At 65.6% G+C, this 14,762-nt stretch carries 12 protein-coding genes; 1 reads left to right on the top strand and 11 read right to left on the bottom strand.

Going from position 1 to position 14,762, the window contains the following annotated elements; translation table 11 throughout:
• Nucleotides 1-43: 43 nt before the first annotated feature.
• The 9 genes from ACODTW_RS07285 to cysG form a co-directional block, all read right to left on the bottom strand.
• A complete protein-coding gene (locus ACODTW_RS07285) occupies nt 44-1,219 on the bottom strand; it encodes a fumarylacetoacetate hydrolase family protein (protein WP_488945298.1) in 1,176 nt (391 codons plus the stop codon).
• Nucleotides 1,220-1,494: 275 nt separating this feature from the next.
• Nucleotides 1,495-3,441: a sialate O-acetylesterase gene (locus tag ACODTW_RS07280; protein ID WP_488945297.1), complete on the bottom strand. Its 1,947-nt coding sequence runs from the start codon at nt 3,439-3,441 to the stop codon at nt 1,495-1,497.
• Between the two features lie 224 nt (nt 3,442-3,665).
• Nucleotides 3,666-5,588 (bottom strand): adenylyl-sulfate kinase, encoded by a 1,923-nt coding sequence (cysC, locus tag ACODTW_RS07275; protein WP_488945296.1) that lies wholly within the window; start codon nt 5,586-5,588, stop codon nt 3,666-3,668.
• A 20-nt stretch (nt 5,589-5,608) separates the two neighbouring features.
• On the bottom strand, nt 5,609-6,424 hold the full coding sequence (gene cysD / locus ACODTW_RS07270) for a sulfate adenylyltransferase subunit CysD (protein WP_488945295.1): 816 nt from the start codon (nt 6,422-6,424) through the stop codon (nt 5,609-5,611).
• Nucleotides 6,424-7,149, bottom strand: coding sequence for a phosphoadenylyl-sulfate reductase (locus ACODTW_RS07265; protein ID WP_488945294.1), 726 nt, complete (start codon nt 7,147-7,149; stop codon nt 6,424-6,426). Before ACODTW_RS07265 ends, cysD begins: the two co-directional genes overlap by 1 nt.
• The gene (locus ACODTW_RS07260; protein ID WP_488945293.1) at nt 7,146-7,655 is read right to left on the bottom strand and encodes a DUF934 domain-containing protein; all 510 of its coding nucleotides are present in this window, start codon (nt 7,653-7,655) and stop codon (nt 7,146-7,148) included. The genes ACODTW_RS07265 and ACODTW_RS07260 overlap by 4 nt, the downstream gene beginning before the upstream one ends.
• The gene (locus ACODTW_RS07255) at nt 7,642-9,360 is read right to left on the bottom strand and encodes a nitrite/sulfite reductase (protein WP_488945292.1); all 1,719 of its coding nucleotides are present in this window, start codon (nt 9,358-9,360) and stop codon (nt 7,642-7,644) included. The genes ACODTW_RS07260 and ACODTW_RS07255 overlap by 14 nt, the downstream gene beginning before the upstream one ends.
• Nucleotides 9,361-9,402: 42 nt before the next feature.
• Nucleotides 9,403-9,726 carry a DUF2849 domain-containing protein gene (locus ACODTW_RS07250; RefSeq protein WP_488945291.1) on the bottom strand — a complete coding sequence of 108 codons (324 nt, stop codon included), beginning with the start codon at nt 9,724-9,726 and terminating at the stop codon, nt 9,403-9,405.
• A 17-nt stretch (nt 9,727-9,743) separates the two neighbouring features.
• Nucleotides 9,744-11,150 carry a siroheme synthase CysG gene (gene cysG / locus ACODTW_RS07245; protein WP_488945290.1) on the bottom strand — a complete coding sequence of 469 codons (1,407 nt, stop codon included), beginning with the start codon at nt 11,148-11,150 and terminating at the stop codon, nt 9,744-9,746.
• A 335-nt stretch (nt 11,151-11,485) separates the two neighbouring features.
• Here cysG and ACODTW_RS07240 point away from each other — a divergent pair, with 335 nt between their 5' ends.
• Nucleotides 11,486-12,259: a ferredoxin--NADP reductase gene (locus ACODTW_RS07240; RefSeq protein ID WP_488945289.1), complete on the top strand. Its 774-nt coding sequence runs from the start codon at nt 11,486-11,488 to the stop codon at nt 12,257-12,259.
• Between the two features lie 247 nt (nt 12,260-12,506).
• Here ACODTW_RS07240 and ACODTW_RS07235 read toward each other — a convergent pair whose 3' ends face one another.
• The gene (locus tag ACODTW_RS07235; protein WP_488945288.1) at nt 12,507-13,445 is read right to left on the bottom strand and encodes a 2-hydroxyacid dehydrogenase; all 939 of its coding nucleotides are present in this window, start codon (nt 13,443-13,445) and stop codon (nt 12,507-12,509) included.
• 9 nt (nt 13,446-13,454) lie between these two features.
• On the bottom strand, nt 13,455-14,744 hold the full coding sequence (locus ACODTW_RS07230; protein WP_488945287.1) for a class I SAM-dependent methyltransferase: 1,290 nt from the start codon (nt 14,742-14,744) through the stop codon (nt 13,455-13,457).
• Nucleotides 14,745-14,762 lie beyond the last annotated feature (18 nt).

Here is a 14,762-nt window from a genome sequence, read left to right as displayed (position 1 = left end):
GCCGTCCGATCTGGGCCGTGTCGTCGTGGGGTGGAAAGCGCGATCAGGCGCGCAGCAGGCCGCGCCGGGCCAGATTGCGCATCAGGTCGCTGATACCGAAAGTCCAGGGTGGCGCCTCATGGCTGCCGACCACCTTGTTGGTCAGGGTGCCCAGGCGGGGCGACGCGATGGTGACAATGTCGCCCCGCTTGTGGGTGAAGCCCTTGCCGGGCGCGTCGCGATCATCGATAGGCGCGAACAGCGTACCCATGAACAGCACGAACCCGTCGGGATATTGATGATTGCGGCCGATGGTCTGGCCCACCAGATCCAGCGGGTCGCGGCTGATCAGCGCCATGTTGGATCGGCCGTTCAGGACGAAGCCGTCTTCGCCCGTCACATTCACTGTCACTTCCGCGTTGCGGACATCATCGATGCTGAAGCCCGCGTCGAACAGGCGGATGAAGGGGCCCAGCGCGCAAGACGCGTTATTGTCCTTGGCCTTGGACAGAAGCAGGGCCGACCGTCCCTCGAAATCACGCAGGTTCACGTCATTGCCCAGGGTGGCGCCATGGACACGGCCCTTGCCATCGACGGTGAGCGCCAGCTCCGGCTCCGGATTGTTCCAGTCGCTGTCGGCGCGCACACCGATATAGGCGCCCCAGCCGACGGATGACAGGGTCGGTCCCTTGGTGAACACTTCGGCATCGGGGCCGATGGCCACTTCCAGATATTGCGACCACAGCCCATCGGCAATCAGCGCCTGTTTCAACGCCGCCGCTTCGGTGGAGCCGGGCTTGACCGCCCGCAGGTCGGTGCCGATGCGGGCCGACAGGTCGGCGCGGATCTCATTGGCCTTGGCATAATCGCCGCGCGCCCGTTCCTCGATCACCCTTTCCAGGGCGGAAACGGCGAAGGTGACGCCGGCCGCCTTGATGCAATGCAGGTCGATGGGCGACAGCAGCACGGGCGCGCCGGGCAGCGGCGTCTGCCAGCGGCGGGTGACGCTTATATCGCCCGCATCGCCCAGATCGCGCCCGCCTTGGGGCAGCGTGTCATCCTCCAGACCGTTCAGCAGGTCGGAAACCGTCGGGGCCAGATCGGACAGGTCGAACAGATGGCCGCCGCGGATCAGCACGGGCGTAGGACCGTCGCCGAAATCCACGCGGCCCAGCAGATGGGCCGACCGCCAGTCGGCAGGCAGGAAATCGGTCAGGGCGACGGGGGCGACGGATGACATGTGCAAACTCTCCCAACCCGATCAGGTGGACCTGATAGCGGTAACAAGCTTTGGCGGCGCGTTTGCCCGTAGGTCGGTCAGCCGATCACGGGTTCGGGAGTGTCCAGCACCATGTCGGCGCCGTGGGGCGGCCGGGTGATGGCAAAGGATCCTCCCTGGGAATTCATATGCTCACCCTCTGTTGGGGTGATGGTAGCGCTATCATTGCCGTACCATTCCAGTTTGTCAATGACGGGGTGCAGGCCGGTGCAAAATGCTGCGAGGGATGCGGGACGTCACTTCACCCCCATTTCGAACGGCCCCGCCGGCAGGCCCGACCCGTCATAAAGATTACAGATCGGGCTGTCGGCCCAGCCATAGCGTACACGGGTTGCCGGGCCGTCGCCCACGGACAGGGTGACGCTGTCACCGGACAGGCTGGCATCGACAAAGCGGCAGCTTGCCTGGTCCGGGCCGCACAGTTCGAACCCGATGGGCCGGTGACTGCCATAGGCGACCAGACCGCCATCCATGCCGGTGAAACGGATGACCACGCGGTCGCCCTGCCTTTCCACCGTTGCGGGCACAGGGCCGGACGGTGCCACATCCTGACCCAGCAGAACATGCCGCGCCGTGTGGGCCAGACGCTTGGCCACCACCTGCTTGTTGGCGGGATGGATGTCGGTCCAGTCGCCCAGCCCCATGGCCACCGCCAGCCCGGCATGGGCGTCGGCGGCCACCGCCTGCCGCTGCGCCTCGCGCAGCCCCGCCCAGCCGCTGGGGCCCGGCGTGCCGGTGGGCTTCCCGAATTCGGTAAGCTGCACGATCAGGAAGGGCAGGTCGGCCCCGAACTGCCGGCGCCAGCCCGCCATCATGCCGGCCAGCAGGGACGGGTACTGATCCGGCGCACCCACATTGGCTTCGCCCTGGTACCAGAGCACGGCGCGCAGCGCGTAAGGGCCGATGGGCACGATCATGGCGTTGCGCAGTGTGCCCAACCCGTCGACCGTACCCCAGGGCGCATGCGGCGGCGTTCCCGCCGGTCCCGGCACCACCTTGAATTCCCAGGGTGCCTTCAGCGCAATGCGGGTGCCATCGGCCAGCAGCAGCGCCTGTGCCTCGGCCGACCCGTACAGCCCGCCATCGCCGTAACCGTCCAGGATGGAGAGGACGACCCGATTCTCCCCGGCCTTCAGCGTGCCCGGCGGCAAAGGATAGCGGCGGGGATCGGCCGGGGCGAACAGGCTGCCCACCACCTTGCCATTCATCCAGGTGACGTCGATATCATCGACCGGGCCCAGCAGCAGCGTGGCCGGCTGTTTCGCCTGTTCTTCCGTCAGGGTGACGGCGGTGCGCATCCAGACCAGTCCGTTGAAATCGGCCAGATCCGGGATTCCCCAGCTTTCCCAGGGCTTGAAACTGGCCGGAGCCGTGCGCCAGCCATCGCCCTGGCGCGGCTTGTCCCGCCAGGGCTGGTCCTTGGCGCGGGTCAGCCACCAATTCTGCCATTGCGTGCCGAAGCCCACCAACCCGGCGGCCCGATCGGCGGCATAGCGTTCCAGGACCGCGAATTCCGTGCTGCGGCTGGGGGCCGTGCGCAGGTCCGGCGCGTCCATCCAGGCTTCGACCCCAGACCCACCCCAGGACGAATGGATCAGGCCGACGGGCACATCCACGACCTGCCGCATTTCGCGGCCGAAGAAATAGCAGACGGCGGACATCTCCCCCGCCATCTCCGGGGTCACGGCCTGCCAGGAGACGGGGCGGGCGAAGGCCGGCTGCGGGGTAACGGCGCTGGCACGGTCGATATTCAGATAACGGATCAGCGGATGCTTGGCATTGATGATCTCGCCCTCGCTGGACAAGGCCCGCTTCACCTGCAGTTCCATGTTGGACTGCCCGGAACAGAGATAGACATCGCCGACCAGCAGATCATCGACAATCTGCGCCCGCTCCCCCGCCACGGCGGTGAGGCGCAGGGGTGTGGTGCCGGGATGCTGTGGCGGCAGGGTCGCCTGCCAGTGGCCGTCTTGGCCGGCCACGGTCTGCGTGCTGCTATCACCCAGGGTGATGGTGACCTTCTGCCCCGGATCAGCCTGTCCCCAGACAGGCAGGGGGCGCTCCCGTTGCAGCACGCCATGATCCTGAAACATCGGGTTCAGCAGGGGGGCGTCGGCCGCCAGACAAGGGGTCGCCAACAGGCCCGCCGCGATACCGGTCAGCAGCCGCTTCAAATGCATCATCTTGCCGTCTCCGGACGGTCGAGGCCCTTCCGGCGCTGACGGATATCCCCGTCAACGCAGCCGCTCGCGTTTCCTCCGGATTATTCTGGTTCGCAATTCGGCCGCGGCCATCATGCCGCAGGTGACATGATAGCGCTATCAAAATCATATTTAGCATATAAAAGAGCGTGACAAAAAAGGGGCGCGGGTGGTAAGCCCCGCGCCCCTTCCTGCAACGTGGCCGATCAGATGCCTACCGCATGCCCGTCGGCCTGGCTCAGCGCCAGTTTGCGGCGGATATGGGCGATCAGCAACTCGGTGCCGGTGGGGATGTCCATCTCGGCCGTGTCCAGCACCAGATCGGGCTGGGCCGGTGCCTCGAACGGGGCGGACACGCCCGTGAACTGCTGGATCTTGCCGTCGCGGGCGGCGGCGTACAGGCCCTTGGGGTCACGCGCGGCGCAGGTGGCGACATCGGCCTTCACCCACACCTCGTTGAAGCCCTCGCCCACGATGGCACGCGCCAGATCGCGCATCTCCGCGGTGGGGGAGATCAGGCTGACCAGCACGACCGTGCCGGTTTCCGCCATCAGCTTCGCCACTTCGGCCACGCGGCGCACATTTTCCAGCCGGTCTGCCTGGGCAAAGCCCAGATCCTTGTTCAGGCCCTTGCGCAGATTGTCACCATCCAGCACGGCCACGCGCCAGCCATCATCGAACAGACGACGCTGCGTGCCCATGGACAGGGTGGACTTGCCCGCCCCCGACAGGCCCGTCAACCAGACCACGCCGCCGCGATGGCCGTTGCGCGCTTCGAACGCGTCACGGTCGACGGAGCTGTCAACGGCGGTCACCGGCCCCGCGACCTTGGCATTGGCAGCGCCCAGCACGATGCAGCCGCCGACGATGCGTCCGCCCTTGGCAAGGCCGGCGCGGCCCGTGATGGGCAGGTCGGTCGACAGATCGAAGGCGATGGGCGAGGCCGCACGCAGCACGATCTCCGCGATGCCGCCCTGGCCCAGTTCCGTGCCCTCGCCGTCGGACAGGTTCTCCACATCGACGATGCGTTCGAACTTCTCCACCACGACGGGATGTTCCGACGTGGTCAGGCGCAGGGTGATGCGGCTGCCGGCCGTCAGGCTTTCCGGGTCCAGCCAGAAGGCGCGCACCCGCACGGCCATGCTGATATGCGGCATATGGCCGGCCGGCGCGATGATCTGACCGCGGTTCAGCGCCGCATCCTCGATGAAGGATACGGCGACCGACTGGCCGGCGCGGGCCTCATTCACCGGGCCCTTGCCGGCATCGATGCTGGCGACCGTGGCGGGCTGCCCCGTCGGCGCGATTTCCATCCTGTCGCCGACCTTAAGGCGGCCCGTCTCGATGCGCCCCACGGCCAGACGCGTGTCGCCCTTGCGGTAGACATCCTGGATGGGCAGGCGCAGCACGGATTCGGTGCGGGCAGCGGCCGGGGTCAGCAGGTCCAGCGCTTCCAGCAGGGTCGGGCCGCGGTACCAGGCCATCTTTTCCGACCGGGCGGCGATATTGTCGCCATGGCGGGCCGACAGCGGGATGACGTAAAGCGGCTCGATCCCCAGCTTTTGCAGATAGTCGCTGACGTCACTGGCGACACCCTTCCAGGCGTCCTCGGCATGATCGACCAGGTCCATCTTGTTGACGGCCACGATCACCTTGCGCACGCCCAGCAGCGACAGGAGATAGGCATGGCGGCGGGTCTGCTCGGAAATGCCGCGCTCGGCATCCGTGACCAGCACGGCCGCATCGGCCCCGGCCGCACCCGTCACCATGTTGCGCAGGAATTCGCGGTGGCCCGGCGCGTCGATGATCACATAGGGCCGCTTGGCCGTCCGGAACCAGATGCGGGTGGTGTCCAGCGTGATGCCCTGGTCGCGTTCGATCTGCAGCGCGTCCAGCAGGAACGACCATTCCATATGCAGGCCGCGCTGTTCGGACACTTTCTTCAGTTCGGCCAGACGGCCTTCCGGCAGGCTGTCCGTATCGTGCAGCAGGCGGCCGATCAGGGTCGACTTGCCATGGTCGACATGGCCGACAATGACGATGGGGTAGGGGGCCAGGGGGGCCTTCTTCACCGGCTGGGCGGTGGGAACGGCCGTAACAATCTCGGCCCGCAGGGCGGCATTCGCCATGATTCTAGTACCCGTTCTTCTTAGAGGTAACCCGTGGCGCGGAGCCGTTCGAACGCATCCTCGGCCTCATGGTCCATGGACCGGCCGGCGCGTTCGGGCGTGCGGGTGGTTTCAAGCTCGTCGATGATCTCGTCGATGGTGCTGGCGTGGCTATCGACGGGGAAGGTGATGCCGATCTCGCCCAGGGAGCGGAAGCGCTTGCCATCCTTGGCGAAATAGAGCGGCACCAGAGGGATTTCCTCCCGCTTGATGTAGCGCCACACATCCACCTCGGTCCAGGCCAGCAGCGGGTGCACGCGGGTATGGGTGCCGGGATGGCGTTCGATCGTGTACTGGTCCCAGAATTCCGGCGGCTGGTGGGCCGCCTGCCAAGCGCCATCCAGCCCGCGCGGGCTGAAAATGCGTTCCTTGGCACGGGTGGCCTGTTCATCGCGGCGGATGCCGGTGATCAGCCCGTCGAACTGATACTTCTCCAGTGCTGCGGCCAGACCCAGCGACTTGCGGGCCGCGATGCGCGTGCCGGGCGGCAGGGTCGGGTCCGTCATTTCGATCGGCGGGCATTCATCCTTGATCAGGTTCAGGCCCCATTCCTGGGCGTAACGGTTGCGGAACTCGTAGCTCTCGGGGAATTCCAGACCGGTATCCAGATGCGCCACGGGGAAGGGCAACTCCCCCATGAAGGCCTTGCGGCATAGCCAGATCAGGACGTTGCTGTCCTTGCCGAGCGACCAGAGCAGGCCCAGACGCTTCAGGCGCACACGCGCCTCGCGCAGGATATAGATGCTCTGGGCTTCCAGCTGGTCGAGATGGTCGAGATGTTGATCGGTGCTGCTCATCAGGAGGCTCCCACCAGACTTGTTGATGAGGGAAGCGGCAGGTGGATTCCGCATTCCGTCTTTTCCTGGCCGCGCCAGCGGCCTGCTCTAATGTCTTCGCCGGGGGCGACACGGTCGGTACAGGGCATACAGCCGATGGAGAGGTAACCGTCCTCTTCCAGCGGATGACGCGGCAGGTCATGCCGGTCCAGATAGGCCTCCACCTCCTCGCGGCCCCAGCCGGCCAGCGGGTTGACCTTGATCCGGCCGTCGGCGGCCTCGAACAAGGGCAACTCGATGCGTGTCGTGGCCTGATAGCGCTTGCGGCCCGTGATCCAGGCGGAAAACGGCGTCAGCCCTTCCTCCAGCACGCGGACCTTGCGGAAATCGCAGCAGGCACTGTTGTCGGCGCGCCAGAGGAGGCCGTCCTTGTCATGCGCATCCTCGGCCTCACGCGTCGGCGACAGCTCGCGCACATCGGTCAGGCCCAGCTTTTCAACCAGGGTGCGCTTGTAGCGCAGCGTCTCGCCGAACAGCTTGCGGGTGTTCACGAACAGGATGGGCAGGGAGGTGTCGATCTGCGCCACCATATGCAGCAGCACCGCACTTTCCGTTCCGAAGGAGGAGACGAGCGCCAGCTTGCCAGCGAATTCAGTCTCGATGACGGGGCGCAGCAGGTCCGCCCCTTCCAGGGTGGCATATTGCGCCGTCAGCATGCGGGCGCGGGCCAGCAGTTCCTTGTTCATGCCGGGACCGTGCCTTTTAGGTGGCGGCGCAGCAGCGAGGTGCCTTCCTCCCGCCCTAGTGCGGGCTGGAAGGCGACGGAGATTTCCTTCAGCGCGTGCGCCCAGGCGGGACCGACGCGATCCTCTGGCACCACCACCGTGTCCACGCCCACGCGGGTCAGGAACAGATACTGGTCGGGGATGATGTGGCCGAAGGCGCGGATCTCGCCCTTGTAATCGAACCGCTCACGCAGCTCGCGGGCGGCGGAGAACGCGCGGCCATCGCGGAATTTAGGGAATTCCAGGGCCACCAGCGACAGTGATCCCAGGTCGGACGCGATCTCGGTGGCCAGCTGGTTGGATTTCAGCCGCACGCCGACGGCATCGCGCCGGGCCGTCAGCGCGTCGCGGTCGCTGCGCCAGCGTTCCAGCGACACGATGACGGCGCCTTCGGCCGGCAGCGGCTGGTCGTCGGCAAGGTCGGTCCAGCGGTCGTCGATGGGCAGACCACGATCAAGCACGGGCATAGAGGGCCTCCTTGAACGGGGCATGGCCGGTACGGGCCAGCGTCTGAATGAAAATCTCGCCGGGCTGGCGCAGCTTGACGAAGGTGTTCACCACCACCTCCACCGCATCGACGATGCCGTCATAATCGAAGCCGGGGCCGACAATCTCGCCCAGGGCGGCCTGGGTGCCGGCATGGCCGCCCAGCAGGATCTGGAAGAACTCCTCGCCCTTCTTGTCCACGCCCAGGATGCCGATATGGCCGACATGGTGATGGCCGCAGGCATTGATGCAGCCGCTGATCTTGATCTTCAGTTCACCCAGATCATGCTGCCGGTCCAGATCGGCGAAACGTTCGGCGATGCGCTGGGCCACGGGGATGGCGCGCGTATTGGCCAGCGCGCAATAATCCAGGCCGGGGCAGGCGATGATGTCGGAAATCAGCCCGGCATTGGCGGTGCCCAGCCCCGCCTGGTCCAGCGCCTGCCACAGCGGATACAGGTCATCCTGGCGGACATGGGCCAGCACCAGATTCTGCTCATGGCTGGCCCGCACCTCGCCAAAGCTGTAAAGGTCGGCCAGATCGGCGACGGTTTCCAGCTGGTCGGCCTCGATATCGCCCGGAATGCCGCCGATGGGCTTCAAGGAGATGGTGGCGATGGCGTAGCCCGGCACCTTGTGGGCGTGCAGGTTGCTCTTGGCCCAGCGGGCAAAGGCCTTGTCGGCGGCCTTGGCGGCTTCGAAGCTGGTCGAGACGGAAGGCAGATCGACATGCGGCGGCGCGGCGAAATGGGTTTCGATCGCGTCGACGATACCGGGGTCCAGGTGGAATTTCTGCCGCGGCAGGCGGGCATATTCCTCCTCGATCAGGCCGATGAACTTGTCGGCCCCCATCTCGTTCACGGTGATCTTGATGCGCGCCTTATAGATATTGTCGCGCCGGCCCAGCTGGTTATAGACGCGCAGGACCGCTTCCAGATAGCCGATGATGTCTTCGACGGCCACGAACTCGCGGGCCTTGACCGCCAGATAGGGCGTGCGGCCCTGGCCGCCACCGACATAGACGGTGAAGCCGATGCGGCCCGTGGCCTCATCCCTCTTCGCGATCAGGCCGATATCATGCACCTGCACGGCGGCGCGGTCGTCCGGGCTGCCGGTGATGGCGATCTTGAACTTGCGCGGCAGATAGGTGAATTCCGGGTGCAGCGTCGACCATTGGCGCAGGATCTCCGCATAGACGCGGGGGTCGACCAACTCGTCCGCCGCGGCACCGCTGAACTGGTCGGTGGTGACATTGCGGATGCAATTGCCGCTGGTCTGGATGGCATGCATGTCCACTTCCGCCAGCTCATGCAGGATGGCGGGGACATCTTCCAGCTTGGGCCAGTTGAACTGGATGTTCTGGCGGGTGGTGAAATGGCCATAGCCCTTGTCATAGATCCGCGCGATGCGGGCCAGACGCCGGACCTGCGTGGAAGACAGCATGCCGTAAGGCACGGCCACGCGCAGCATATAGGCGTGAAGCTGGAGATAGAGGCCGTTCATCAGCCGGATGGGCTTGAACTCCTCCTCCGTGATCTCACCCGTCAGGCGGCGTTCGACCTGGGCGCGGAACTGTTCCACCCGCTCGAAGACAAAGGTCTTGTCGAATTCGTCATAGCGATAGACGGCGGCATGCGCGTCGGCCGGCTGATTGCTGCGGGAGGCGGGGCTGTGCGTGTCAGGCATTTGGGGGTCGGGCCTGTGTTTCTTTATCAATTTCGGGCGGGATCAGGCGGCGGACGGGCGCGCCTGCTTGCCCAGGTCGCGGCGGACGGTGGGGCCGATGGCCTTCAGCCGTTCGCGCAGATGGGTGGGGCGGGTGCCGGCCTCTGTCACCTCGACATCCAGCGGATAGACATCGACAACGACCTGTCGCTTCTCTTCCGCCTTGGCGAAGGAAAGGGCTTCGGCGATGGCTTCGGCGCCCTCGAACACGGCGGCGGCGGCGACATCCTCCACCCAGATGTTCCCGGCACCCAGCCACACGGCCTCCCCGTCCAGAAGACGGTTGGCAGTAACGGATTGCAGGGTTCCCTTGGCTTTGACCAGCATCTCTCAGTACTTCCCTGTCAGACGGCTTCGCGCAGGTGATCGGGCACCAGCGCGGTGATCTGGGCTTGGTCGGCCAGACGGACGACATCGCCGATGATGATGATGGCAGGACCTGTCAGCCCATGCGCCGCCGCCAGCGACGCCAGACTGTCCAGCCGGCCGGTGATGAGCTTCTGATCCGGCCGCGTGCCCTTTTCGATAAGCGCGACCGGTGTGTCGGCGGGCATGCCCGCTTCGGTCAGGCGGCGGGCGATGGTGCCGGCGGCCGACAGGCCCATATAGACGACCAGCGTATGGCGTAGGCGGGCCAGCGCCTGCCAGTCCAGGTCCGGCTCTCCGTCCTTGCCATGGCCAGTCACGAAGGTGACGCCATTGGCATGGTCGCGGTGGGTGACGGGGATGGTGGTGGCGGCACCGCAGCCCAGTGCGGCGGTAATGCCGGGCACTATCTCCACCGGGATGTTGGCGTCGCGCAGCACCTGAAGTTCTTCGCCGCCCCGGCCGAACAGAAACGGGTCGCCGCCCTTCAGCCGCACGACGCGATAGCCGGCCTGGGCCTCAGCCACCAGCACCTGGTTGATGGCATCCTGGCTCATCGTGTGGTGGGACTTGGACTTGCCTACATAGATCCGGCGGGCGTCGCGGCGGACATAATCCATGATCCGCTCGTCCACCAGCTTGTCATGCACGACCACGTCGGCATCCTGCAGCACACGCAGTGCCCGCAGGGTCAGCAGGTCCGGATCGCCGGGGCCGGCGCCGACCAGGGCGACGCTGCCCGTCTTCTGCTGTCCATAGGCCGGGTTGTTGACGGCGGCCAGCAGCGCGTCGCGCGCCGTCTGTTCGCGGCCGGCCAGGAAGTCGCGGGCCACTGGACCGTCGATGACGGCTTCCCAGAAGCGGCGGCGGTTCGTCTCCCCCTCCCGCGTCGCCTTCACGGCGGTGCGGAAACTGTCCAGCAGCGTGGCCAGCCGGCCCAGACCGGGTTCCAGCGCCGCTTCCAGCCGCTCGCGCAGCCGGCGCACCAGCACGGGGCTGGCCCCGCCCGACGAAATGGCGATGGCGATGGGCTCACGGTCGATGATGGCCGGCATGATGAAGCTGGACAAGGCCGGCTTGTCGGGGACGTTGACCAGCAGGCCGGCCGCGTTTGCGGCATCGGCCACGGCGCGGTCGATCTCTTCCACATCGGTGGCCGTGAAGATTACCCGATGGCCTGCAACATCATTTTGTGTGAAATCTCGGGAAATAACCCGATCGGCCAGCTTGGCCAATTCCGGCAGCGCATCGGGGGCGATGACGGTCAGGCGGCAACCGGCCTTGGCCACCAGCCGTGCCTTGCGCAGAGCCAGTTCGCCGCCACCAACCACCAGAACCCGCTGCCCTTCCAGGGGCAATGTCACCGGAAATCCACGCAACGCCATTGGTCGCTCCACCCTTACCGCAACTGCGGAATGACGGAGATTTGATCCCGCTTTCACCCAATGTCGAGGTGAAATATTATTTCTCCAATATTCCTAGGTAAAATATAGGGATTAAAACAATTTTGGAAAATTGAGATTTATCAAAGACATGGGTCTGGATGTGAAGTAGACATTAATGCGACACATCGGGGGTGTTCACGGCAGCCATGCGCATGATGCGCGGTCGGCTGTGAAATAGGTTGTTGAACGGCCCTGCCATGTAGATTAGCTGTGCTGCGGTACGGTGCCGCGGTGTCGACTCCCGGTTTCGTGTCCTGTCATGAAGGAAGGTTGGTATGAGCGCGTTCATCGAAGGCAAGGTGCTGTCCGTCCATCACTGGACCGATACGCTGTTCAGCTTCACCTGTACGCGCGACCCGCACTTCCGGTTCGAAAACGGGCATTTCGTCATGATCGGCCTGATGGTTGACGGCAAGCCGCTGACCCGTGCCTATTCCATCGTCAGCCCGAATTACGAGGAAGACCTGGAATTCCTGTCGATCAAGGTGCCGAATGGCCCGCTGACCAGCCGGTTGCAGCATATCCAGGTCGGCGACACCGTCATCTATGGCCGCAAGTCGGTGGGCACGCTGGTGACCAGCAGCCTGGTCCCGGCCAAGAACCTGTACATGTTCTCCACCGGTACGGGCCTGGCCCCGTTCATGAGCATCATCCGCGATCCGGAGGTCTATGCCAAATATGACCGCCTGATCCTGACCCATACCTGCCGCACCGTGGGCGAGCTGGCCTATCACGATTACATCACCAATGAACTGCCGAATAACGAGTTCATCGGCGAGGATGTGAAGGCCAAGCTGACCTACTACCCCACGGTGACGCGCGAGCCGTTCAAGTATCAGGGCCGCATCACCGACCTGATCCGGAACCACAAGCTGTTCGAGGATATCAAGGCCACTCCGCTGGACCCGGCCAATGATGTGGCCATGATCTGCGGCGGCCCGGATGTGCTGGCCGAAACCGTGGAACTGCTGAAGGAACGCGGCTTCGTCGAAGGGGCCGGCCACACGCCCGGCAACTACGTCATCGAAAAGGCGTTTGTGGAGAAGTAAGGAAAGGATGGCGGCGCGCATTGCGAGCGGGGTCGAATCGCCGTTCTTCTGCCAAAGGGCGCTACCTTATCCAATTGCCCCGTTCCTGCCTCCCCCGCGAAAGCGGGGGTCCAGGGGCCAAGGGCACCAACCGTTGTTCTTAATGGCCCCTGGACCCCCGCTTTCGCGGGGGAGGCCGGTTAGTGAAGACGGTTAAGTTAGCTCCTACGGGCTTCCGCAGGGAAGGCGAAGGGCGGATGCGTCGCCCCTAATATCCCCGCCCGCGCTCCACGACATTGTGCAACTCCCCGCCCGCCCTGTGACGGGCGATATTGGCGGCGATGATGCGGCTGGCCGTCTTCGGGTGCGTCAAGGCGGCGGCGTGCGGCAGGATGGTGATGGCGGGATGCGTCCAGAAGGGATGCTCCGCCGGCAACGGCTCCACCCTGAACACATCCAGCGTCGCGCCCGCCAACTGGCCGCTGTCCAGCAGCGGGGTCAGGTCGTCCTCCACCAGATGCCCGCCGCGTGCGGCATTGATGAGATAGGCACCGCGCGGCAGGCGTGACAGGGTATGGCGGTTCAGGATGCCGCGCGTGTCATCGGTGAGCGGCAGCAGGCAGACCAGGATCTCCGTCTGGGCCAGCATCGCGTCCAGCCCGTCCGCGCCGTGGAAGGCGCGCACGCCGGGAAGCTGTTTCTCCGTCCGGCTCCACCCCAGCACATCGAAACCAAATCCGGCCAGGGCCCGCGCCGATGCCGCCCCCAACTCGCCCAGGCCCAGGATGCCGACGCGCCGGTCGGACGCGATGGTCTGGCCCAGGGGGTGCCACAGCCGTTCCCGCTGGAACCGCTCATAGTCCGGCATATGCCGATGGTAATGCAGCACCCGCATCACCACGAATTCCACCATGCCGGTGACCAGGGTGGGATCGACCATGCGCACCAGGGGCAGGTGAGACGGCAGACTGTCATCCAGCAGCACATGTTCCACCCCGGCGCCGAGCGAGAAGATGGCCTTCAGGTTGGGCAGGCCGGCCAGAATGCCCTTGGGCTGTTTCCAGACCATGGCATAGTCGATCGTTGCCGGATCGCCGATATCGGGCCAGACCCGCAGCTCCAGCCCCGGATCGGCAGCGGCAAAAGCGGCCCGCCAGGCGTCGCAGTCGACATGGGCACAAGCGAACAGCAGCACAGGCGGCTTCATGCGGTCCCTCTATTCCAGGCGAATGGCGACCTGCCCCGTGAAGGGGCTGACGCCGATGATGTGGTAGGGCCGGCCCGTGCGGGCGGTGAATTCGGCAAAAGCCTTGAATTCATGCTCGGCCCAGGTGCGGTTGCCGATGAATTCATCGAAGACCAGCACGCTGCCCGGTTGCAGCCTTTCTTCCAGCGCCGTCAGCACGGTGACGGTGGAGGAATAGATGTCGCAATCGACATTGACGAAGCGCACGGGGCCGGGATGGGCCGCCAGAAAGGGGGGCAGGCTGTCCTCGAACCAGCCCTTGTGCAGGCTGACATTGGCCGGCATGGGCGGCAGGCCGGTGCCCGTGCTGCCCAGGCTGAAGGTGCCCGCCAGCTCATTCCCCCAGCCTTCGGGCAGACCTTCGAAACTGTCGAAGCCGTGGCAATGCTGTCCGGCTGCGGCGGCGATATGGCGCAGCGAGGTACCCCGCCGCACGCCGAATTCCAGAACCAGTCCCGGCAGAGGGGCCGCCGCCAGCCCATGGCGCAGGATATCGGCCGACAGGCCGAACAGCCGGCAATCAGGGGCCAGATGCGGGACCAGGGCGCGGGCACCCTCCAGGATCGCGGCCTTGTCGCCCGCATCTGCCACCCCGTCGCCGCCCGTCAGCACATGATACGCGGCCAGGAAGGCGGCATATTTGCGATTGGCCCCCGGACAGGCGGTCGCGCGGTGCAACCGGTCCAAAGCCGCCGCCAGCCTCTGGCGGTGCAGGATGCAGGCATGGCTGGCGAACCAGGCGGCGGCATGGTCGGGGGCATCGGCCAGCAGCTGATCGAAATCCGCCAATGCGCCATCCCCGTCCGACAGATAATGGCGGGACAGGGCGCGGTGATAGAGGATGGACGGGGTCAGGCGGCCTGCCGCTTCCTCCGCATCGACCAGGGTAATGGCATCCTCATACCGCGCATCGCGGCGGAGCGCGTTGGCCAGCGTTTCCGTTATGGTCCCGTCCAGAGGAGCGGCGTCATGCAGGTCGGCCAGGATGGGCACGGCCGCATGCATCTGGCCCAGCCCGTTCAGGGCGCGGGCCAGATCGAAGCGCAGCTTCGGATCATCGGGCGACAGGGCCAGGGCGGTGGTCAGGCAATCATGCGCGGCACGATGATCGTTCAACCCGATCAGGGCGGCCCCCAGCCGGCCTAAACCCAGGGCATCCATGGGCGCGCCATCTGCCGTCAGCACCCGTCGCGCCACGCGAAAGCGACCGGCGGCCAGCAGGGCGTCGGCTTCGGCAAGCAGGTCTGGCGGGGTGGTCATGGGGCGGGCTGTCCGGGG

The organism is Niveispirillum sp. FG148 (assembly GCF_057809655.1).
This window is presented reverse-complemented; position numbering and strand designations above follow the sequence as displayed.

What these genes read in the sequence shown, in the direction of transcription:
- ACODTW_RS07285 (WP_488945298.1), bottom strand. Translation starts at nt 1,219, where the DNA reads ATGTCATCCGTCGCCCCCGTCGCCCTGACCGATTTCCTGCCTGCCGAC.
- ACODTW_RS07280 (WP_488945297.1), bottom strand. Translation starts at nt 3,441, where the DNA reads ATGATGCATTTGAAGCGGCTGCTGACCGGTATCGCGGCGGGCCTGTTG.
- cysC (WP_488945296.1), bottom strand. Translation starts at nt 5,588, where the DNA reads ATGGCGAATGCCGCCCTGCGGGCCGAGATTGTTACGGCCGTTCCCACC.
- cysD (WP_488945295.1), bottom strand. Translation starts at nt 6,424, where the DNA reads ATGAGCAGCACCGATCAACATCTCGACCATCTCGACCAGCTGGAAGCC.
- ACODTW_RS07265 (WP_488945294.1), bottom strand. Translation starts at nt 7,149, where the DNA reads ATGAACAAGGAACTGCTGGCCCGCGCCCGCATGCTGACGGCGCAATAT.
- ACODTW_RS07260 (WP_488945293.1), bottom strand. Translation starts at nt 7,655, where the DNA reads ATGCCCGTGCTTGATCGTGGTCTGCCCATCGACGACCGCTGGACCGAC.
- ACODTW_RS07255 (WP_488945292.1), bottom strand. Translation starts at nt 9,360, where the DNA reads ATGCCTGACACGCACAGCCCCGCCTCCCGCAGCAATCAGCCGGCCGAC.
- ACODTW_RS07250 (WP_488945291.1), bottom strand. Translation starts at nt 9,726, where the DNA reads ATGCTGGTCAAAGCCAAGGGAACCCTGCAATCCGTTACTGCCAACCGT.
- cysG (WP_488945290.1), bottom strand. Translation starts at nt 11,150, where the DNA reads ATGGCGTTGCGTGGATTTCCGGTGACATTGCCCCTGGAAGGGCAGCGG.
- ACODTW_RS07240 (WP_488945289.1), top strand. Translation starts at nt 11,486, where the DNA reads ATGAGCGCGTTCATCGAAGGCAAGGTGCTGTCCGTCCATCACTGGACC.
- ACODTW_RS07235 (WP_488945288.1), bottom strand. Translation starts at nt 13,445, where the DNA reads ATGAAGCCGCCTGTGCTGCTGTTCGCTTGTGCCCATGTCGACTGCGAC.
- ACODTW_RS07230 (WP_488945287.1), bottom strand. Translation starts at nt 14,744, where the DNA reads ATGACCACCCCGCCAGACCTGCTTGCCGAAGCCGACGCCCTGCTGGCC.